Origin of the sequence: Carboxylicivirga fragile, assembly GCF_050589805.1 — a bacterium.
GTDB classification, from domain to species: domain Bacteria; phylum Bacteroidota; class Bacteroidia; order Bacteroidales; family Marinilabiliaceae; genus Carboxylicivirga; species Carboxylicivirga fragile.
The window spans coordinates 1-20,917 of the sequence record NZ_JBNGOY010000041.1 but is presented as its reverse complement, the minus strand read 5'-3'; the positions used below and the strand labels follow the sequence as shown (position 1 = coordinate 20,917).

General features: G+C 35.8%; 16 protein-coding genes. 8 read left to right on the top strand and 8 right to left on the bottom strand.

Annotation, left to right across the window (positions count from 1 at the left end):
• Nucleotides 1-3: 3 nt before the first annotated feature.
• Genes ACRD7B_RS16790 through ACRD7B_RS16780 form a run of 3 tightly spaced genes read right to left on the bottom strand, consistent with a single transcriptional unit; the run spans nucleotide 4 to nucleotide 4,280 of the window.
• Nucleotides 4-1,269 carry a peptidase U32 family protein gene (locus tag ACRD7B_RS16790; protein WP_430825761.1) on the bottom strand — a complete coding sequence of 422 codons (1,266 nt, stop codon included), beginning with the start codon at nucleotides 1,267-1,269 and terminating at the stop codon, nucleotides 4-6.
• 1 nt (nucleotide 1,270) lies between these two features.
• Nucleotides 1,271-3,109 carry an LTA synthase family protein gene (locus ACRD7B_RS16785; RefSeq protein WP_430825760.1) on the bottom strand — a complete coding sequence of 613 codons (1,839 nt, stop codon included), beginning with the start codon at nucleotides 3,107-3,109 and terminating at the stop codon, nucleotides 1,271-1,273.
• A gap of 55 nt (nucleotides 3,110-3,164) precedes the next feature.
• Entirely contained in the window at nucleotides 3,165-4,280 is a 1,116-nt protein-coding gene (locus tag ACRD7B_RS16780) for a glycosyltransferase (RefSeq protein ID WP_430825759.1), read from the bottom strand.
• 364 nt (nucleotides 4,281-4,644) lie between these two features.
• On the opposite strand from ACRD7B_RS16780, the gene ACRD7B_RS16775 reads away from it, so the two are divergent.
• Genes ACRD7B_RS16775 through ACRD7B_RS16755 form a run of 5 tightly spaced genes read left to right on the top strand, consistent with a single transcriptional unit; the run spans nucleotide 4,645 to nucleotide 9,724 of the window.
• Complete coding sequence (locus tag ACRD7B_RS16775) at nucleotides 4,645-5,769, top strand: glycosyltransferase family 4 protein (protein WP_430825758.1); 1,125 nt, start codon at nucleotides 4,645-4,647, stop codon at nucleotides 5,767-5,769.
• Nucleotides 5,770-5,813: 44 nt separating this feature from the next.
• Nucleotides 5,814-6,758 carry a glycosyltransferase family protein gene (locus ACRD7B_RS16770; RefSeq protein ID WP_430825757.1) on the top strand — a complete coding sequence of 315 codons (945 nt, stop codon included), beginning with the start codon at nucleotides 5,814-5,816 and terminating at the stop codon, nucleotides 6,756-6,758.
• 6 nt (nucleotides 6,759-6,764) lie between these two features.
• Nucleotides 6,765-7,748 (top strand): glycosyltransferase, encoded by a 984-nt coding sequence (locus tag ACRD7B_RS16765; protein ID WP_430825756.1) that lies wholly within the window; start codon nucleotides 6,765-6,767, stop codon nucleotides 7,746-7,748.
• A 22-nt stretch (nucleotides 7,749-7,770) separates the two neighbouring features.
• The gene (locus ACRD7B_RS16760) at nucleotides 7,771-8,568 is read left to right on the top strand and encodes a glycosyltransferase family 2 protein (RefSeq protein WP_430825755.1); all 798 of its coding nucleotides are present in this window, start codon (nucleotides 7,771-7,773) and stop codon (nucleotides 8,566-8,568) included.
• Complete coding sequence (locus ACRD7B_RS16755) at nucleotides 8,549-9,724, top strand: glycosyltransferase (RefSeq protein WP_430825754.1); 1,176 nt, start codon at nucleotides 8,549-8,551, stop codon at nucleotides 9,722-9,724. The genes ACRD7B_RS16760 and ACRD7B_RS16755 overlap by 20 nt, the downstream gene beginning before the upstream one ends.
• A gap of 1 nt (nucleotide 9,725) precedes the next feature.
• Here the strand turns inward: ACRD7B_RS16755 and ACRD7B_RS16750 are convergent, their stop codons facing one another.
• From ACRD7B_RS16750 to ACRD7B_RS16735, 4 genes are read right to left on the bottom strand one after another with little or no spacing between them, the layout of a single operon-like run.
• The gene (locus tag ACRD7B_RS16750; RefSeq protein WP_430825753.1) at nucleotides 9,726-10,634 is read right to left on the bottom strand and encodes a glycosyltransferase; all 909 of its coding nucleotides are present in this window, start codon (nucleotides 10,632-10,634) and stop codon (nucleotides 9,726-9,728) included.
• Nucleotides 10,635-10,694: 60 nt separating this feature from the next.
• Nucleotides 10,695-11,744, bottom strand: a complete 1,050-nt coding sequence (locus ACRD7B_RS16745) for a glycosyltransferase family 2 protein (RefSeq protein ID WP_430825752.1) — start codon at nucleotides 11,742-11,744, stop codon at nucleotides 10,695-10,697.
• A 1-nt stretch (nucleotide 11,745) separates the two neighbouring features.
• On the bottom strand, nucleotides 11,746-12,393 hold the full coding sequence (locus ACRD7B_RS16740) for an acetyltransferase (protein WP_430825751.1): 648 nt from the start codon (nucleotides 12,391-12,393) through the stop codon (nucleotides 11,746-11,748).
• A 12-nt stretch (nucleotides 12,394-12,405) separates the two neighbouring features.
• Nucleotides 12,406-13,503 (bottom strand): DegT/DnrJ/EryC1/StrS family aminotransferase, encoded by a 1,098-nt coding sequence (locus tag ACRD7B_RS16735; RefSeq protein ID WP_430825750.1) that lies wholly within the window; start codon nucleotides 13,501-13,503, stop codon nucleotides 12,406-12,408.
• Nucleotides 13,504-13,909: 406 nt separating this feature from the next.
• Here ACRD7B_RS16735 and ACRD7B_RS16730 point away from each other — a divergent pair, with 406 nt between their 5' ends.
• The 3 genes from ACRD7B_RS16730 to metF all read left to right on the top strand — a co-directional run bounded on the left by ACRD7B_RS16730 (nucleotide 13,910) and on the right by metF (nucleotide 19,535).
• Complete coding sequence (locus ACRD7B_RS16730; RefSeq protein WP_430825749.1) at nucleotides 13,910-14,572, top strand: glycosyltransferase family 32 protein; 663 nt, start codon at nucleotides 13,910-13,912, stop codon at nucleotides 14,570-14,572.
• A gap of 263 nt (nucleotides 14,573-14,835) precedes the next feature.
• Nucleotides 14,836-18,573, top strand: a complete 3,738-nt coding sequence (gene metH, locus ACRD7B_RS16725; protein WP_430825748.1) for a methionine synthase — start codon at nucleotides 14,836-14,838, stop codon at nucleotides 18,571-18,573.
• A gap of 8 nt (nucleotides 18,574-18,581) precedes the next feature.
• Complete coding sequence (metF, locus tag ACRD7B_RS16720) at nucleotides 18,582-19,535, top strand: methylenetetrahydrofolate reductase [NAD(P)H] (RefSeq protein WP_430825747.1); 954 nt, start codon at nucleotides 18,582-18,584, stop codon at nucleotides 19,533-19,535.
• Between the two features lie 83 nt (nucleotides 19,536-19,618).
• Here the strand turns inward: metF and ACRD7B_RS16715 are convergent, their stop codons facing one another.
• A complete protein-coding gene (locus ACRD7B_RS16715; RefSeq protein ID WP_430825745.1) occupies nucleotides 19,619-20,749 on the bottom strand; it encodes a metallophosphoesterase in 1,131 nt (376 codons plus the stop codon).
• Nucleotides 20,750-20,917 lie beyond the last annotated feature (168 nt).

Here is a 20,917-nt window from a genome sequence, read left to right as displayed (position 1 = left end):
TATTTATTGATTGTTAAGCGTATCAGTTAGTTTATAAAGTTTGTCAGAGCGTCTTATTTTTGCTTCTACGGGCATACTAAAACGTTCGCCTTTTTTGGTTTCTTCCACAGGTTTAAGGTCCACTCTTAATTCAGCCACCTTCATTTGTATAACGCCAGTGGTTGGACCGGTAATTAATATTTCGTCACCTATTTTTAACGAATGCGTTTCTACCAAAAACTCAGCAACATTAAGTTTAGGAAAGTAATTCATGCCTTTACCAATATACGTTTTCTTCTTGGTTGCCTTTGATCCATAACTGTGACTCCACTCTCCAAGTTTCTGCCCAAGGTAGTAGCCGTCCCAGAATCCGCGGTTAAACACTTCAGAAAGTCGCTTGTCCCAAACGTCTATTTTTTCTTGATTATATGAATCATCTAATACAGCAAGGATGGCTTCGTTATAACATTCCGAAACAGTTTTAACATATTCTGCTGAACGTGCTCGTCCTTCAATTTTAAAAACCCGAACACCTGCATCAATCATCTTATTGGCAAAATGTATGGTTTTTAAATCCTTTGGAGACATAATGTATTCGTTCTCCAGATCCATTTCCATGCCCGACTCTTTCTCAGTTACGGAATATCCTCTTCGGCACGGTTGCAAACATCCACCACGATTGGCCGATGAATTGAGCTGATGTAAACTAATGTAACATTTTCCTGACGTAGCCATGCATAAGGCACCATGAGCAAACATCTCAATCTGAATTAATTCACCTTTCGGCCCACGAATATCTTCTTCAATAATGGCCTGATGAATTGCTTTTACCTGATCCATATTAAGCTCACGCGCCAGTACTACAACATCGGCAAAGTTGCTATAGAATTTAAGCGTTTCAATGTTTGAGATATTTACCTGGGTTGAAATATGAACTTCAACACCGTTTTGATGTGCATAATTAATGGCGGCCTGATCAGATGCAATAACTGCTGTAACACCAGTGTCTTTGGCAACATCGATTATTTCACGCATCAATGCTAGCTCCTCATTAAATATTACCGTATTAACGGTTAAATATGTTTTTATGCCATTTTCTTTAGCAATGCCAACAATCTTTCTTAGATCTTCAGTCGAGAAATTATTGGATGATCTGGAACGCATATTTAGTTGCTCTATTCCAAGATATACCGAATCGGCACCACCTTGTATGGCAGCATGCAATGATTCGTATGAACCCACGGGGGCCATGATTTCAAAATCCGAACGTTTTAACTCTTTCGCACTCATCTTACCTGTTTTTATGATCGGTTGAAAGCACCTGTAAATAGGCTTTCGCTTTTAAACTATCTGTTTTGTTCTTGGCGTGTTCCATTTGAATGAATCGCTCAATTGAATTATCGTAAACTTGATACAAACTGTCTTCAACTATTCCCATTCCATCAGGAAAATCAAAAAAGGCAAAACTTTTAGCACCCTTATCCAGAATGTTTTTACTAAACGGGAAACCTGAATTATCAACGTCTATTTGTGATAACAATGTTTTGACCATATCTGTTTGACTGCCGACCTTATTTATAATCGTATCCTTTACACTTAAGGCACCACCTGTCCAAAGCATAGGTATATGATTATGTTCTTTCATATCATGTGTATAACGATCTGGTCCTCCAAGTCCATGATCGGCCAATAGAATAAATAAGGTATTATCCCATAAACCCTTTTCTTTAACAGCATTCATAAAATTACCAAGAGCTCTATCGGTGTAATGAACAGAGTTATGGTAATCGTTTTCGAAAACGCGTTCCATAGGCACATCAAAAGGTTCGTGACTGCTTAGTGTAAAGTAAAAATGGAAAAATGGCTGCTTAGCTTGTTCCATTTCTTTGGCTAATCTATCGAATGTATAATGATCTTGAACACCCCATTTTTCGCCTTGATATTCGCTTGGGAAATCATTCATTGATATGGTTCTTTTAAATCCCGCCTGCACTACAAAAGAATTCATGTTTTTAAATCCCATATCTCCACCATACATGTACATCACATCTTGGTATCCAGCGGCATTAAATTTTTTTGGCAAAAAAGATAATGATTCGGTTTTATGCGGATGACGAATAATGGAGTAGGATGGGAGCACTTGATAACCCGCTATGGTGGCAACCAATCCTTTGTCGGAGCGTGTTGAAGCCGCATAGATATTTGAAAAAAGCACACCTTCTTTACAAAGCTTGCTAAAATTAGGTGTGAGCGAATAGCCACCTAGTTCCTCAATAATATGAGCCGCATAACTTTCTAACAATATTACAACAACATTCGGTTTTGGTGTATTAATAATCTGTTCAAACTCCCCAGATTCACTTGTCAGTTCCTTAAAAATTGCATTAGCCTTCTCATCTGTCATAAAACTATAATGGCGCTTTGTGGCATCTAGTTTTTTGAGAGAATACATTAAATTCCATATTGGATTTAAAGCAGATTGATTTGCAAATTTATCTGATGAGAAATAGGCGGCACCTGTATTAAGAGGAGCTACGCCTAGACCACCTCTTATTGGGATTATCATTAATCCACCAAGAAAAAGAAGCACAGGTATTTGAATTAGTATTTTATTGACCGTTAGCTTTTTCTCGGTTACATTATTACTCTTCTGCTTAATTACTTTATTGTAGGCAACGATAAATACTGTGGATACTACAATAGCAGCTACCAAGAATCCTATGCTCTCGTGCCATTTAAGAGATAGAAGTACTACCAATGGAGTTTCTAAGAATCCAATAGCCTCAATGTCAATATGTCGACCCCAAAAGGAGAACAAAAAAGTATCGGACAATAAAAACACCGAAAATAGAACAATAAAAACATAGCTAAATAAACGAATGCAGCTTTTACAAAAGCGCCTTCGTATTGGTAATAAAACTAATTGCATCACAATGAGCAGTAACATCATATATCCTGTTATAGATGCATCCATACGCATTCCATGAAAGAAGGATAGAAAGATTTGTAAGCCTGAACTCTCTTCACTATAAGAGAGATTAAACAATACAAATATGAAACGATGAATGGCAAAGAATGAAACCCAAAAAATGATGGTTTTAACTAGAAAGAGGTAAAAACGTTTGACCATATTATATTGACTTATAAGGTAATTGTAAACAAGAAAGTAAGTGTTGAATTAATGACTAGTTATTCGACTTTTGCTTTCTATCACATCCCGAAATTAGATAAGCTTCCAGATTATCAGCCATTTTCTGAACGGTAAAATGCTTCTCAACATGCTTTTTTCCTAACTCCCCAATTTCTTGAAAATTATCTTTCTCAATCATGTTTTGAATACTATTGACAATACTCTCTGTATTTGAAGAAGGAATAATATTACCATGAATGGAGTCTTGCATAAGTTCACTAACACCGTTAACATTAGTGCTAATTACTGGCAAACCATAAGCCATGGCTTCCATAACTGAATTTGGCATGCCTTCATACAAAGATGGTAATACAAATAAACTAGCTCCTTTAAGCAAGGATGGAATGTCTTTTTGAAAACCTAAGAGAAAAACGTGCTTATCTAATTTTAGTTTATGAATTTGAGATTTTAATTCATTCTCTAACTTGCCTTTTCCTGCAATGAAAAAATAAACATTTGATTGTTCTTCAACGATTTTCTGAGCTGCGGAAATCAAATATTTAAATCCTTTTTGCTTGGTTATACGGCCAGTGGATAATATAATAACAGGATTTTTTTCATCCTTAGGCAGATGTTGGGCGTAATTATAGGGTGGGCTATTGTTTTCCAGTGCTTCAACACCATTATAAATAACTTTAACAAATTCGTCCCTCCACCAACCATAACTGTCGTATTCCTTTTTTATCGAAATTGTATTTGTTAGTATGCCATCGCAAAATGGTATAAAAGTCAGTTTGTATTTAATGGAATTGTGCATTAATTGCACGCCCTGTCTGCTAATTACTAATACTTTGTTTTTAGCATGGTATTTTGAAATAAATCCAGCAATTCGAGCATCTCTATTTTGACAACCGATAACTGCATCGATACCCTTTGAAACAATTAGGCGCTTCAGCTTTACGTACCCTGATAAGCTAAAGTCTGAATTAATTTTAATTGGAAAAACACGAATGCCCTCTGCTTTGCTTTCCATTTCAACAATTGAGTTGGGAGTGCAAACAATGGAGACATCATGACCTTTTGCACTAAGATTTTTAGCGGCCATAATCATCCATTTTTCACCTCCACCCCATTTGGTGCGACCAATGGAATTAATTAACAGAAGTTTCATTTAAATTTATCTATTTTAACTAGTCAAACTTATTTATACACTAATAATTTAGACATTAGTGTTTGGTAAGATTTGTTACAAAATAAACGCTTTAATCTGATATTATTTGATACTTTGATCTTTTTTTTGTCTGTATTACGACTTTTTGTATAAATAATGTTTTTTATTATGCATTAAGCCGCTCTTTTTTAGGCTTGAAATATTAATTTTTGAAGAGATGCAATTTTTGGTTTATATTTCTTTTTACCTTTGTAATGCATATTGATCGTTATTTGTGGTAATGTTGAATATCGAAATTTTAAGTGTTTAATTTTTATTAGCTTTAATTCTCTCTTATTGAGTTTAAGCTTAATATTTTTCGACTATGAGAATAGGATTTGATGCCAAACGTGCTTTTTTTAATCGAAGTGGTCTGGGTAATTATAGTCGCTGGTATATTGATGCTTTAACAAAATTACATCCAGAACACGAGTATGTTTTATACAAATTGAGAGATGAGAAAGGAATAGATTTTAAAGGTTTGCAAAATAGTGAAGTAGTGTTACCAAGAGGAATACTTGATAAAAAACTACCCAGTATTTGGCGTGCCAACCGAATGACGAAGGATATTGATCGTCAGAAATTGGATATTTATCATGGTTTAAGTCATGAGTTACCAGTGGGTATTAGTAAAACTAAAGCAACCTCGGTGGTAACTATGCACGATGCTATTTTTATGCGCTTCCCAGAACTTTATGATCGCATATATCGAGCTATTTTTAAACGAAAGTATGCATATGCCTTAAAACATGCCGATGGAATCATCGCCATTAGTCAACAATCAAAGGACGATATTGTGCAATATTTTGGCACCGATCCTGATCGTATAAAAATAATTTATCAAGGGTGTAATCAGATTTATTATTCAGATGCCTCAAGTGAAATAAAGGCGCAAGTTCGAAAAAAATATAATTTACCCGAATCGTTCATTCTTTATGTGGGAACAATTGAACCACGTAAAAATTTATTAGGCGTTTTCCAAGCTCTTGCCTTTGCTAATATTGACATGCCTGTTGTTGCCGTTGGGCGCGCAACCAATTATCTTAATACAATAAAGAAGTTTGTGACGGATAATAATCTAGATTCAAAGGCCATTTTTCTACATAATGTAGAAACAGAAGAACTGCCGGCCATGTATCAAATGGCTACGGCTTTCACCTACCCATCTTTGTTTGAGGGCTTTGGTATTCCAATTTTAGAAAGCTTAAATTCAGGAACCCCGGTGATAACCTCAAAAGGAAGTTGTTTCCCTGAGGTTGGTGGTGCGGCTGCAAAATATGCTGAATATGGTAATATTGAAGAATTAGGATCAATATTAAAAACGGTTATTTCCGATAGTCAACTAAGGGAACAAATGGCTCAGGAAGGAAAACAGCAAGCTTTAAAGTTTAGGGAAGAACAAGTAACACAGGAGTTATTAAACTATTATCAGGAAGTATTGTCGCGATAGTTTACTCTTCTGAAACAAATAATGAATAGCATAAAACATTATAAATGAAGATTTCAGGATTTACAATGGTAAAGAATGCGGGTAAACTATATTACCCGATTCGTGAGTCAATATTATCAATATTGCCATTGGTTGATGAATATATTATTGCTCTGGGCGACTGTGACAAAGGGGATAATACATTGAAGGTAATTGAAGAAATAAATAGCCCGAAGATTAAAGTTGTAGATACGGTTTGGGATGTCAAAGAGTATCCGCATGGTTCCATATTGGCACAGCAAACTGATGTTGCAAAGTCGCATTGTACCGGAGATTGGTTGCTATACTTACAGGCAGATGAGGTAATTCATGAAAAAGATCATGCTGCTATCAGACAAAGTTGTGAACATCATTTAAAAGATGAGGAAGTAGAAGGTTTACTGTTTGATTACATACATTTTTGGGGCGATTATAAACATGCTTTTACGCAGAACCATGGATGGTACCGAAAAGAAATCCGCATCGTCCGTAACAAGTCGGAAATTCACTCGTGGCGTGATGCTCAGAGTTTTAGGGTAATAGACGCCTTTGAAAAAGAAAAGTATTTAAGTAAGGAAGGGACTCGGAAACTTAATGTAGCTTTGGTAAATGCCAATATATATCATTATGGCTGGGTTCGCCCACCTAAGTTAATGGCTAAGAAAACCTCGCATTTTCAAAGCTGCTACAAAGATGATAACATCAAAGAAGCGGATATGGAAGTGATTTCCGCTATTGATTTTGGTGCCATGAATTTGATTCCTGAATGGAGTGGCGAACATCCTCCTGTTATGAAAGAGAAAATAGCTTCTTTTGATTGGACTGATGAACTAAATTATTCTAAACAACTTAATCGTAAACCTACTCATAAGCACGAAAAACCAAAATATCGCTTTTTAACAGCTCTGGAAAAATTGTTTTTCCCGAATGGTATTTTCAATTTTAAGAATTACGAACTTATTAAAAAATAAGCTTGTATGAATATTCTAATTGTAAGTAGTTCGATTATTCCAGCCCATTTGTATGGTGGAATAGAAAGAGTTATATGGGATCTTGGTTCGGAATTAACTAAGTTAGGCCACGCAATAACGTATATGGTCAATGAAGGTTCTTCATGCTCGTTTGCGAAAGTTTTAACGTTTGATAAGGAGCGTTCATTAAGTGAGCAAATTCCTGAAGAAATAGATATTGTTCACTTAAATTACCAGTCTTCTGAAACTTTTGATAAACCACATGTTGTTACTCAGCATGGTAATACGAATGATGAAGAATACCAGTTTAATCGGAATACTATCTTTGTTTCAAGAGATCATGCAAATAGGCATGGCTCAAATCAGTTTGTGTATAATGGCCTGAATTGGGATGCTTATCCAAAGCCCACATTAGTAAAGGATAAATCATATTTTCATTTTTTAGGTAAGGCATCTTGGCGTCTTAAAAATGTTACTGGCGCAATTAACATAGTACGTGCTGCAGGTGAAAAATTAACTGTTATGGGAGGAAATCGATTAAACCTAAAAATGGGTTTTCGTTTTACCCCATATCCTTCTGTTAAGTTTGCTGGAATGGTTGATAATGTGCGTAAAAGTGCTATCATGGATAGCTCTAATGGATTGGTTTTTCCAGTGCGTTGGCATGAGCCTTTTGGTTTAGCATTGACCGAAAGTTTATATTTTGGATGCCCCGTAATAGGAACTCCATATGGTTCTTTGCCTGAGTTGATAAACAAAGATGTTGGTTTTTTATCCGCTAAATCGCTTGAACTGACAGATGCTGTACGGAATATTTCACAATTTTCGGTTAAGCGTTGTCACGAATACGCTAGAGATATTTTTAATTCAAAAGTAATGGCGCAATCATACTTGCAGAAATACGAACAGGTAATTAATGGTAGTGCTTTAAATGAAGAAGTACCAAGGTTAAAAAAAGTACAAGTAGATAAGTTTCTACCATTTTATTAAATTTACGGAATAAAAATACCTTATGCACACCATCTCTTTAATTATTTCAACTTATAATCGCCCAGATACACTGGATTTGGTTCTAAAAAGTGTATTGAAGCAATCTGTTATGCCCAAAGAGGTGATAATTGCTGATGATGGTTCTGGTAATGAAACTAAAGTCTTAATTGATAGTTATAAGGATCGATTCACAATTCCTCTGATTCATTCTTGGATTGAAGATAAGGGATTTCGATTGGCAAAAAGTAGAAATGAAGGAATAAAAAAAGCAAGTGGCGACTTTGTTATCTTTATTGATGGGGATATTATATTACATCGAGGGTTTATAAAAGGATATTATACACATATTCAGTTGGGTAGTTACATGATGGGTAGCCGGGTATTATTACCCGAAGAGTATACTAAAGAACTGTTGGATAAGAAAGAATGCAAGGTGAATATATGGCATAAAGGTATAAAGAATCGCTTTAATGGATTGAGTTTTCCTGGACTTTATAAACTGGTAAAAGGTTCTCAATCACCAACCAGAAGTGTTAAAGGTGCTAATATGGGCTTTTGGAAAAAGGACTTGTTACATGTTAATGGTTTTGATGAGCGTTTTACAGGATGGGGTAGAGAAGATAGTGATATGGCGGCACGAATGATGCATGCCGGAGTTAGACGAATTAATTTTAAATGTATTTCAATTTGTTATCATTTATATCATCCTGAAGCAGAAAGAAGCAGTTTGCTCGAAAATGACAATATACTTAATGAAGTTATAATCTCTGAGGCTGTTAGGGCACAAAAAGGTTTATGTAATGACAAAGAAGAGAATTGATTTTTATTGTGCTACTTTTCTGACAGGAGGAATTGAAACCACCTTAATACAGATTCTTAGAAAGCTTGATAGAAGCAAATTTAGAATTCGATTAATCATCTTATACCACACTGTCGGTCAGGAAACCCTTTTGACCACTGTGCCAAATGATGTCGAAGTTAAGTATGTTGTGGGAAGTAAATTTTTGAACAAGCTTCGATCAAAGCGTCTTCAAGGGCGCTTACCTTTATACCTTAAATTCATAGAAGAGATATTTCTGGTTAATTTTAGACGTGTAGTTTTTTATAATTCAATACGAAGTATTATAAAGGATTGTGATATTGTTGTTGATTATGGGATGTGTTTAATGAAATGGCCTGGATTATTTTTTAATGTTCGAAAAATGATATATTGTCATTTTAGTTTAAATCATCTCAATAGATTTAACAGTAAGAAAAACCTTGAACTGGTGAAATCTTTGAACACCTATGATAAGGTCATAACTATTGCAGATGAGATGCGTGATCAGTTTGAAGGTTTTTATCCTAATGAAAAAAATAAGACAGTAAGAATCTACAATTACATTGATCAGGAGCATGTAATTAAACGATCGCTTGAAGGTGAGGAAGTCAGTATTGATCAGCAACCCTACATCTTATCAATTGGTCGCCTTGATCAAAGTCAAAAGGATTATTTAACTCTGCTTAAGGCATATGCAATTGCAAGAGAGAAATATGCGGTTAATATGCGGTTAATAATATTAGGAAAAGGACGTGACCTGCAAAGGTATAGTGAGCTTTGCAGGGAACTTGCTATTGAAAACCATGTTGACTTTAGGGGCTTCGAAGAAAATCCTTTTTGTTGGATAAAAAATGCCTCTCTTTTCGTACATGCCTCATTTTTTGAAGGTTTACCAACCGTTGTGGTTGAAGCATTAGTATTGGGAAAAAAGATAGTGGCAACCCAATGCGAAACAGGAGTTAAAGAGCTACTTGCAAATGGTAAAGCTGGTTATCTGTGTATAGTTGGAGATGAAAATGAGCTAGCCTTGAAAATAGCTGAAGCGCTGAATAACGATGCGTCTAATCAACGAATATTAGATGAGAGTCAGAAGGTTTTAAAGAACTTCTCGATGGATCAAACTGTAGGAAAGCTGGAACAGGTTCTTCTATCATAGTTTATTTCTTTTTAGCAATTTTAATACATTCAATAAGCCTTGATAAAAATGGTAGCTTATAGTTTTTGTACCAAAACTTATACTTCCTGTTTTTAAAAAACCACACGAAAGTATAAAGTGAGAATTTCTTATGCAGAACCTCTTTGTATGCTAAAATGGTTTTTTTGGCGAAATGTTGATCTTCCTGATTGAGAGCATTATGTTCAAGCATGCTTTCTAAAAATGAAATTTGAATATTCAAATTATCAGCATTAGTACGTTTTTTTCCGAAGAAAGAGCTCTCTTCGTGACTGCGTTGATAGATTAAAGGTTGGTTAATGAATTGTACTTTCCCATTATAATAAGCTACGAGGCCTAACCACCAGTCATATAGCGTGTTTTTTGGAAATGGTGAAGCTAGTTCAAATAGCTTTTTATGCATCATAATTGTGCAGCCGGTAATGTAATTACCCATAAGCAGATATTTGCTATTATCGCATTTGCTTGCGTTTCGCTTTTTATTTATAGTTAAACTTGGTAAGGGAAACTTGTCAAACCATTGAACAGCATGATGCATCAGAATTGTATCTTCTTCCCATTCTGAAAGCATTTTTTCAATTTTGTTCTCAACCCATATGTCATCCTGATCAGAAAGCGCAATGTATTCGCCCTTACATAGATCAATAGCACGATAAAAATTGGAGTTATAACCTACATTTATTTCATTGCTATAAACCCTAAGTCTTGAATCTTTCTTTGCAATCGATTCACATATCTCGATAGTTGTGTCAGTTGAGCAATCATCTACAACTAAAACTTCTATGTTTTTATAGCTTTGACTTAGAATTGAGTGTAATTGATCTTCAATGTATTTTTCACCATTGTAAGTGCAGATGGCTATGGAAACTTTCCGATTCAGGTATTTTTGCATTTTATCAATACTAATTTAACCAGTTATGTGTTATTAATAATCCAAGTATAGCCGATTTTTCTAGCTGTGAATTGATTTTACTTTTTTAAATAGATATGAGAGCTTGGATCTTAAAAAACGGTACCTGCTTATTTTTAATGACCAGTTCTTATTATATGTCTTATCAACATAAAAATAACTAATCCTGCCAGTGCTCGATTTTAGTTCATTTATAATGAAATGCTTTTGTTGCTGCTTAATTTTATTTGCAATTTGTTTTGTTATTTTATCATTTCTTTGTCTTGAAAAGTATCTTAATAAGGCTATAAGTAATTTAATCCATTCAATCATTCTTGATTTTTCAGCCTTTGTTGACCAAACTCCTCCAGAATGAATTCTGTATATCGCCATGGTTTCTGGTAAGTATTTTATTAGACCCTTTTCGGCGCTCAGCATGTTAAGGAAATAATCACCTACTATGGAGTAGAAAAACTCAGGAGGTGGTGAAACAACATTTTCACGCCTATGCATAACTGTAGGTGTGTGAATATAGTTACCTCTAACAATTAAATGAGAAATACTGGTCGACTCACTAGGAACCTTCGTTATAGTATCTTTTGTAATTCTGTGTTCCTTTTGCAAAAATACATCTGCAGCATGAAAACAAAGTGTATAGTCTGGATTACTTTCTAAGAAGTCAGCCTGTTTTTGAAGTTTTAAGGAATCTGTCCAATAGTCATCTCCTTCGCACATGGCTATATATTTACCTCTTGCTGACTCTCTGCACCATGCGTTATTAAAACGGAATAGTGTTTTGTTACCTTCCAAATAGTTAGATGTATTTCTATCTCGGATGAATAAGCGTATAAGATTGGTGTGCTTTTCTGCATATTTTTTACAGATAGCCAAGGTATCATCATCTGAACCATCTTCACCTATTATTATCTCAAAAGAAAAGTTAGTTTTTTGACTGATAATACTATTTATGCATTCGTCAATAAATTTTTCGTGCCGATAAGTTGGAACAACCACCGAAACTAATGGACATGAATTATTAACTTCTTTGTCCGTCCCTAAATATTCCTCTTTCGGTTCAAATCGCTCATTAAAGGCTTTCCAAACACTATCCATTCTAAGTTAATTTTTTTGAAGGATTTCCAGCAACAATTGTACCTTCTTCAATATCTTCTAATACCATTGAGCCACTTCCAACTAAAGAGAAGTTTCCAATTGTTGTTTTTTCACGGATTGTTGCATTTAATCCGATGTGACAGGCTAATCCTACAGTAACATTGGCTCCAACAACAGCATTAGCTGCAAGGTGTGCAAACCTTTTTAAAGTACTGTCATGAGCTAAATAAGAATTTGCCAGCATAATACAATTGTCTTCAACTACTGTATCGGGGCCAAGCTGTGCCAGTGGAGCTATTAATACGCCATTTCCAATTTTACAAAAGTCTTTTGGTATAATGGCGGAGGGATGAATTAATGTAGCAAAACGATTGGAAGGGATATTGAGTGATAGCAGTTTGTTGTATACCTTTTTTTCATTTTTCATTCCAACGTATGCAACAAAAAACAAGACGTCTTTTCTTTGTAAAAACTGGCTCACATCTTTACTTGTGCCAATTACCTTATATTTTTTAAATTTTCCTATTTCACTTCCAATAGGTTCAATGTCGTTTAAGAAACCTAATACTTCATATTCTCCTAAATCGCAGGCAATGGATGCTGCTAACATACCAATGCCACTTCCTCCCAATATTACTAGTTTCTTCATCGTATGAATGTACTATGCTTTAATTAGAGAAACAATATATTCAACTTGTTCCTCCTTCATGTTGTGGTGCAAAGGTAAACATATCACTTGATTAGCCATGGTTTTGGCAATACTTAAATGATCAGATGGATGTTGATTAAAGGGTTCAAAGTCGGTTAGTAGTGGGTAGAAATACCGACGACCAAAGACTTCATTCTGTTTTAAATGTAGGTATAATTCATCGCGACTTTTGCCATATTTATCCTGATTCACGAATATTGGGAAGTAAGAATAGTTGTGATCTACTCCCTCTGGATTTGGCATCATCTGAATACCATTAATTCCTGCAAGTTGCTTTTGATAAAGTAGGCTAATTTTTTTACGTTGGGAGATGGCACTATCAATTATATCAAGTGCCGCTAAGCCATAAGCAGCCTGTACTTCATTCATTTTACCATTGATGCCGGCTGCAATAACCTCGGTTTCACCGTTGAAACCAAAGTTCTTGAGAAGATCAATTTTTTTCTTGGTTGCTTTGTCATGACAAACAATAGCTCCTCCTTCGATGGTGGAGAATGTTTTGGTTGCATGAAAACTTAATATGGAAAGATCCCCCCAGTTTAGAATTGATTGTCCATTCTGTTTAATTCCAAAAGCATGAGCAGCATCGTAAATGACTTTTAGTCCATGCTTATCAGCAATGCTCTGAATTTTCGAATTGTCGCAGGGATTTCCGTAAACGTGTACCGGTAATATCGCAGTTGTATTCTCAGTAATAGCTTCCTCAATCTTGTCGCAGTCCATATTACACCAGACAGGATCAATATCAACAAAAACAGGTTTAACATTATTCCATATCAGAGACGTTGAAGTTGCCACAAATGTATAAGGTGTGGTAATAACCTCACCTTTTATATCTAAAACTTGCAACGCTGTTTGAAGAGCTAAAGTGCCATTTGTAAAGAGAGACAGGTTGGGGACATCAAGGTAATCAGCTAGTTTTTTTTCTAATCTTTTATGGAAAGAGCCATTATTTGTTAGCCATTTGTTCTGCCAAATCTCATGTAGATAATTATTGAAATTATCTAAAGATGGCATTAATGGTTCTGTAACAAGGATTTTTTTGCTCATTATAATATTTCAAGATTTTCGTTTAGTATAAAAGCAAAAATACCGATTTATTTTGAGAGGTATAATTTGTTAAAAGTACAATTTAGTGGACAAATTTATGAATTATAATTAACCTACCTAGTGAAATTGCTTTAAGTTTTTAGCTGCATCAGTTCATCCTAATTGATGAGTGCGACTTTCGCAATTTTCCATGGCATCGATGATATTGCAGATTTGTTTTCCATAAAGATTTAATAATATTTTATCTTCTATTGTTAGAGGATAATTTTTTTAGTCTAGCTCCGAGACAAGCTGATAAATTTAAAATTTTCTTCTTATTTTTTTAGTATTAACATCCATTAGTGCTAAAGCTGTAAAAGATAAAGGAAATTTTATATTTTTATGCTGAATTTAATTAATCTGTGAGATGGCAATTCCAAAGACGATTATTCAAACTTTTAAAACAGATAAGCTCCCTTTAATTACTAAATGGCATATTCGTCAGTTAAAAAAGAGGAATCCAGATTATGATTATCAATTCTACGATGATGACAGAATTGATGCTTTTATTCTAGATGAATTTGGTAATGACATATATACCTTGTTTAAGAAGATTAATATTGGGGCGGCTATGGCTGATTTTTTTCGTTATGCCATTCTCTATAGAAAAGGTGGAATTTACCTTGATATCGATAGCAGGATCACTAGGCCTATAGGTGAATTTATTTTACCCTCTGATAAGGCAGTCATAACGTTGGAAGGCAATTTAAAGTTTTACGTACAGTATGCTTTGTTTTATGAACCAGAGCATGTGTTTTTGGAAAAAACATTAGATATTGTAATTCGTAACCTCAAAGAGAATAAATATCCTTACAATACGCATCAAATGACAGGTCCTTCTGCATATACTGAAGCTATAAATAGTGTAAAAAAAGAATCAACTGATTTATATAGAGAATTAAGTTTTGATTACGCCAATAATGTAGAATTTAGTTACCCTATGAGCAAATTATTTTTATATGGGATTAGCAGAAAAAATCACTGGAAAAAACAAACTCAATTAACTCCGGTAATAGGAGAAAAAGTGTAAGGAGATATTTACAACATTATATAGTTAGGTAAGGTGCAACTATATTTTCGCAATTAGTCTGATATTTATTGTGAACCTCATTAAAAATGAGCACTTACATCCATCATTACTTATTTATTCTTAATTTTGCTAAAAGCTTCTAACTTTTGACCATTTCATATGTTATTAGCGATAACCATCTTTTGCTAACCCGATAGCTATCGAGGGAGGTTAAAGTGTAAGAACCATAAAAACATTAACCATATATTATTTTACGACGCGACATGAATCGAACAGAATTGTTGTATAAAGTTTTAAAGGATAGGGTACTTCTTTTGGATGGCGCCATGGGAAGTCTCATTCAAAACCATAAGCTTGAAGAAGAAGACTTTAGAACGGATCGTTTTAAGAATCATTCCTCGCCTTTAAAGGGAAATAATGACCTGCTATCTATTACTCAGCCTGAAATAATCAAGGGTATTCACACCCAATATTTAGAAGCTGGATCAGATATAATTGAAACAAACACGTTTAATGCCACATCAATTTCGCAGGCCGATTATGCCATGGAAGATGTAGTACTTCAGTTAAATAAACAGAGTGCGATAATAGCTCGTGAAGCGGCAGAAGCCATAAGTACCGACGAAAAACCACGTTTCGTTGCTGGTGCTATAGGGCCGACTAATAAAACGGCATCATTATCGCCTGATGTTAATAATCCTGGTTTTAGAGCAGTTTCGTTTGATGATCTTAAGGATTCATACCTTGAACAGGTACATGGATTATTGGATGGAGGCGTCGATTTATTTTTGGTTGAGACCATTTTTGATACCTTAAATGCTAAGGCTGCCTTATTTGCGATTGATGAAGGATTAAAAGCAAAAGGTATTGAAAAAATGCCTGTTATGGTTTCGGCTACTGTGGCTGATGCCAGCGGAAGAACCCTTTCTGGTCAGACCATGGAAGCCTTTTTGAATTCAGTGTCTCATGTTGACCTGTTATCGGTAGGATTAAATTGCTCATTTGGAGCCAACGATCTGCGCCCTTACATTGAGGAGTTAGGAAAAAGGGCACCTTTCAAGATTAGTGCTTATCCTAATGCTGGTTTACCAAATCAATTTGGGGAGTACGATGAAACGCCACATCAAATGGCGCCACAGGTAAAAGAATATCTCGATAATGGTTTGGTGAATATTATTGGTGGTTGTTGCGGCACCACACCTGACCATATTCGTGAGTTTGCAAAAATGATTGAGGAGGCGCAAGTTCATAAGGAAGCTGAAGTTGACCATGTAACCCGTTTAAGTGGTCTCGAAGGATTAACATTTTCGAAAGAGCTTAATTTTATTAATGTAGGTGAACGAACAAACGTAGCGGGTTCGCGTAAGTTTGCCCGTCTTATTCGTGAAGAAAAATACGAGGAGGCTCTTAATATTGCCCGCGATCAGGTTGAGGGTGGCGCTCAAATAATTGACGTTAACATGGATGATGCCATGTTAGATGCCAAAAAAGAGATGGTTACTTTCCTAAACCTGATGGGATCTGAACCTGATATTTCAAAGCTTCCAGTAATGGTCGATAGTTCGAAATGGGAAGTGCTTGAGGCCGGATTGAAATGTTTACAAGGTAAGGCAGTCGTTAATTCAATTAGTTTGAAAGAAGGAGAAGCTCCTTTTGTTGAACAAGCTTCAAAAATAAAGCAATACGGAGCAGCTGTTGTGGTGATGGCCTTTGATGAAAAAGGACAAGCCGATACCTTTGAGCGACGTAAAGAAATCTGCTCAAGAGCTTATAAGATATTGACAGAAACTGTTAAATTTCCACCTGAGGACATCATTTTCGATCCAAATATTTTGGCGATTGCTACTGGAATTGAGGAGCATAATAATTACGGTGTCGATTTTATCAAGTCTACTAAATGGATAAAAGAGAACCTACCATACGCCAAGGTGAGTGGAGGTGTAAGTAACTTATCTTTCTCTTTTAGAGGAAACAATGTTGTGCGAGAAGCTATGCATTCGGCCTTTCTATACCATGCTATTCAAGTTGGTATGGATATGGGTATCGTGAATCCTGGAATGCTCCAGATTTACGATGATATTCCTAAGGATTTATTAGAGCATGTTGAGGATGTTATTCTAAATAGACGAGAAGATGCAACCGAACGTCTAATTGAGTTTGCTGAGAATCTTAAAGATCAGAAAGTAGAAGGCAAAGAAGACAATCGTTTAAAGTGGCGCGAAGGCAATTTGGAAGAACGCTTATCTTATTGCTTGGTGAAAGGTTTTCCTGATTTTCTAGACGAAGATTTGATTGAGGCGCGTGAAAAATATGAGTTTTCGCTCGATATAATTGAAGGTCCATTAATGGATGGCATGAATGTGGTTGGTGATTTATTTGGCTCAGGCAAGATGTTTTTACCACAGGTTGTAAAAACAGCGCGTGTCATGAAAAAAGCAGTAGCCATTCTACAACCTTATATCGAAGCTGAAAAAGAAGCCGCAGGTTCGGGAGGATCGTCAGCAGGTAAAATATTAATGGCCACCGTAAAAGGTGATGTTCATGATATTGGTAAAAATATTGTTGGGGTTATTTTAGCTTGCAATAACTATGAAGTTATTGATCTTGGTGTGATGGTACCAACCGATAAAATTCTGAAGGAAGCCGTAGAACACGATGTTGATATAATTGGATTAAGCGGTTTGATTACGCCATCGTTGGAGGAGATGGTAAGTGTGGGGCGTGAAATGGAAAAAAGAGAGATGAAGTTGCCATTATTGATCGGTGGTGCTACAACATCAAAAATTCATACAGCTGTTAAAATTGAACCTAATTATAGTAATCCAGTCATTCATGTTAAGGATGCCTCCAAAAGTGTTCAGGTAGTAAGTGCCTTGTTGTCGAAGAAGGAGAAGGACAATTTTGTTGAGAATATTCGTAACGAATATGAAGGGTTGCGCGAACGCAATTTAAACAAGAAGCAAGTGAAACTACTACCAATTGAAGAAGCCCGAAAAAAGAAGCATCAAATTGATTGGAGCAATACCATTACTCCACTTCCAGCTGAAATAGGTGTTCGTGTGCTCGAAGACTATCCGATTCATGAAATACGTAAGTTCATCGATTGGACCTTCTTTTACCAGGCATGGCGCTTAACTGGCAATTACGATGGTATGGATAAAGTGACTGACGATGCTTCAAAAGAAGCTTGGTTAGCACGATATAAGTCGGAAGATGCACGTGCTAAAGCTGAAGAAGCATTGAAATTGTATACCGATTCGCAAAATATGCTGGATCGTATCGAGAAAGATAAGATGTTGCAAGCCAATGCAGTATTTGGTATTTTTCCTGCCAATAGCGTAGGTGATGATATTGAGATCTATTCAGATCAATCAAGACAGGAAGTTGTTACAACTTTCCATCATATACGAGAGCAGCAAGATAAACCTGGTAAGGAAACCTTCCATTGCTTAAGCGATTATGTGGCGCCTAAGGAAAGTGGTCGTTTCGATCATTTAGGTGGGTTCGCTGTTACGGCTGGCATTGGTATCGAAAAGTGGATTGAAAAGTTTGAAGCTGATCATGACGATTACAGTAGTATCCTGTTGAAGTCATTGGCTGATCGTTTGGCCGAAGCTTTTGCCGAATTGTTGCATTACAGGGTTCGTACCGAGTTTTGGGGTTATGCACCTGACGAAGAGATTGATCATGAGAACCTTATTCGCGAACGTTACAGAGGTATTCGTCCGGCCTTGGGTTATCCTGCATGTCCCGATCACAGCGAGAAGCGCCTATTGTTTGATTTACTGCAGGCAGAAGATAATTCTGACATTACTTTAACCGAGCATTTTAGCATGTTGCCAAATGCATCGGTAAGCGGTGTTTATTTCGCCCATCCCGATGCTATTTACTTTGGAATTGGTAAGATTGGTAAAGATCAGGTGGATGAACTAGCGACTCGTAAAAACACATCGGTTGAGGATGTTGAAAAATGGATTCCTTTGAATTTAGATTATAAATAGTAGAATACATGAGTGTAGCTGATCTTATAAAAGCAGAAGACAAAACAGCTTTTTCATTTGAATTATTACCGCCCTTAAAGGGCAACAGCATTGATAAGGTATTTTACACCATAGATCAATTAAAGGAGTTTAATCCGCTTTATATCAATATTACTTCGCATCGCGATGAAATGGTTTACAAGGATGTTAAAAGCGGTTTGTTTGAACGTCGTGTGGCGCGAAAACGACCTGGAACAGTTGCTGTAGCAGCTTCCATTCAGCATCGCTATGGTATTAAAGTAGTGCCTCATATTATATGTAGTGGTTTTACCAAAAGTGAAACGGAATATGCTTTAATCGACCTTAACTTCCTTGGTATTCATGACGTGCTTTTATTGCGTGGTGATAATGCCCATCGCGATAAATATTTTAAGCCAGAAGAAGAAGGAAATAACTATGCCATCGATTTGGTTCATCAGGTGAACGAGTTAAATACTGGCCAGTTTTTAGATGGTACTTTGCTCGATGCCTTTGAAACGCCATTTGGTTATGGAGTAGCTGGCTATCCTGAAAAGCATGAAGAAGCTCCCAATTTGGATTCGGACTTGTTTTGGTTAAAGAAAAAAGTGGATGCCGGAGCCGAGTATATTGTTACGCAAATGTTTTTTGACAATGCTAAGTATTTCGATTTTGTGGATCGATGTCGTGCCATTGGTATTAAAGTGCCTATTATTCCCGGTTTGAAACCAATTACTTTGATGAATCAGCTTACCGTTTTACCCAAAATATTTCATGTGGATATTCCTGAAGCTTTTGCTCATGAAATTCGTAAGTGTAAGGATAATGATGAGGTGAAGCAAGTTGGGGTAGAATGGTGTATCCAACAATCTAAGGAGCTTATGGATAGGGGAGTGCCACTCTTGCACTTCTACACAATGATGGCTACCAATAGCACTAGGAAAGTAGCTGAGGCAATTTTTTAAACTATATTGTGATACATAATATAAAAGCCGATTTTTCAATTGAAAAATCGACTTTTATATTTTCAGAAACATGTTCTATTTTTTTACCATATAAGCTTTCGCTCACCTAGTAAGTTGCCTCTATACCATTGGCCATTCTCAATGAATAAAATTTCACCATTTTCACCATTTTTAATACTTGTGTCAGCTGCAATTACTTTCGTGTCGAAATAGTGTTCTACTTTATCCATAGACGTATGTCCAACAACAATACGATTGGCGTTGAAATGAGTTAACACACTATCAACTTGAACTGTAGTTAAGGTTGTGTCGCGAAAATAACCTCTGTACCAGATTGGACCTTTTGATCGCGCTAATAGGGATAAATCAGGATTGGCTCTGATACTGTCTCTTTTGTTATCAATAATGGATTCGGCAAATGTGGTATTGATATCATTAATGCTTAATCCTGCTCGCATAAGCTCAGGTGATAAACCGGCATGATTGAATACGATGTCGTTAATTTGTATGGCTACAGGCTGTTGTCTAAGCCATTGACCTATCCAACTGTCCGTACCATATAATTCGTCGTACGGCCTATTCAACAATCGTTCTGTCAACTTATAGTCATCATGAATATATCTTAAGTCGCCATTAAGAACCATAACATCATGGTTGCCTAATAAGTAATGAACCTTTCCACCTTGCTTACTTGCTTGTTGTGAAAGTTTAATGATATGCCATAGGGTTTCGTTAACCTTGTCGCCGCGGTCAAAGGCATCACCAATAATTACAAGATGACCATCTTTATAATTCCAATTAAGTTCCTTATCGATTAGTTTATTGGCAAGCATAAGTTCGATGTACAAATCGTATTGGCCATGAATATCGCTTAACACTGCAATGTTTTGTACCTTATTAAAGTTTGATTCTGACTTCGTAATTAAACTATTTATTTCAGCGGTTTTAAATTTGAAATTTGGGCCTCGAGTGATATGTATTGGTTTAGATTGTAAAATAGAGACTTGTTTTTTTGAGCTATTTTCAACCCACTCAACACTAACACTATCCCCATTAAAGAATAAATAAGGTCCATCGCTTATTAATTCTTCACTAGTACTTAGTTCTACCATGATTGGCTTTTGAACCAGGTCGGGATAGAATTTAAGAATAATTAAAATTGCTATTGCAATGCTTAGTACGAGTAGAATTCCCCACTTAAATAATTGCTTCATTTTCTTCTTTTATAAATATGTATGACAAGATTAGGGTTTTAAATTAGAATGCCCAAGAAAAGGAGGTTATCCTTTTGTAAGCTTCCCCAAAAACTGGACAGTTTAAGAGTAGACAAAAAAGTTTTAATTTTGAACTGTATTTATGAAACGAAAGACATTTACCCCACA

Coding starts and splice junctions, on each gene's coding strand:
- ACRD7B_RS16790 (WP_430825761.1), bottom strand. CDS start 1,269: ATGAGTGCGAAAGAGTTAAAACGTTCGGATTTTGAAATCATGGCCCCC.
- ACRD7B_RS16785 (WP_430825760.1), bottom strand. CDS start 3,109: ATGGTCAAACGTTTTTACCTCTTTCTAGTTAAAACCATCATTTTTTGG.
- ACRD7B_RS16780 (WP_430825759.1), bottom strand. CDS start 4,280: ATGAAACTTCTGTTAATTAATTCCATTGGTCGCACCAAATGGGGTGGA.
- ACRD7B_RS16775 (WP_430825758.1), top strand. CDS start 4,645: ATGAGAATAGGATTTGATGCCAAACGTGCTTTTTTTAATCGAAGTGGT.
- ACRD7B_RS16770 (WP_430825757.1), top strand. CDS start 5,814: ATGAAGATTTCAGGATTTACAATGGTAAAGAATGCGGGTAAACTATAT.
- ACRD7B_RS16765 (WP_430825756.1), top strand. CDS start 6,765: ATGAATATTCTAATTGTAAGTAGTTCGATTATTCCAGCCCATTTGTAT.
- ACRD7B_RS16760 (WP_430825755.1), top strand. CDS start 7,771: ATGCACACCATCTCTTTAATTATTTCAACTTATAATCGCCCAGATACA.
- ACRD7B_RS16755 (WP_430825754.1), top strand. CDS start 8,549: ATGACAAAGAAGAGAATTGATTTTTATTGTGCTACTTTTCTGACAGGA.
- ACRD7B_RS16750 (WP_430825753.1), bottom strand. CDS start 10,634: ATGCAAAAATACCTGAATCGGAAAGTTTCCATAGCCATCTGCACTTAC.
- ACRD7B_RS16745 (WP_430825752.1), bottom strand. CDS start 11,744: ATGGATAGTGTTTGGAAAGCCTTTAATGAGCGATTTGAACCGAAAGAG.
- ACRD7B_RS16740 (WP_430825751.1), bottom strand. CDS start 12,393: ATGAAGAAACTAGTAATATTGGGAGGAAGTGGCATTGGTATGTTAGCA.
- ACRD7B_RS16735 (WP_430825750.1), bottom strand. CDS start 13,503: ATGAGCAAAAAAATCCTTGTTACAGAACCATTAATGCCATCTTTAGAT.
- ACRD7B_RS16730 (WP_430825749.1), top strand. CDS start 13,910: ATGGCAATTCCAAAGACGATTATTCAAACTTTTAAAACAGATAAGCTC.
- metH (WP_430825748.1), top strand. CDS start 14,836: ATGAATCGAACAGAATTGTTGTATAAAGTTTTAAAGGATAGGGTACTT.
- metF (WP_430825747.1), top strand. CDS start 18,582: ATGAGTGTAGCTGATCTTATAAAAGCAGAAGACAAAACAGCTTTTTCA.
- ACRD7B_RS16715 (WP_430825745.1), bottom strand. CDS start 20,749: ATGAAGCAATTATTTAAGTGGGGAATTCTACTCGTACTAAGCATTGCA.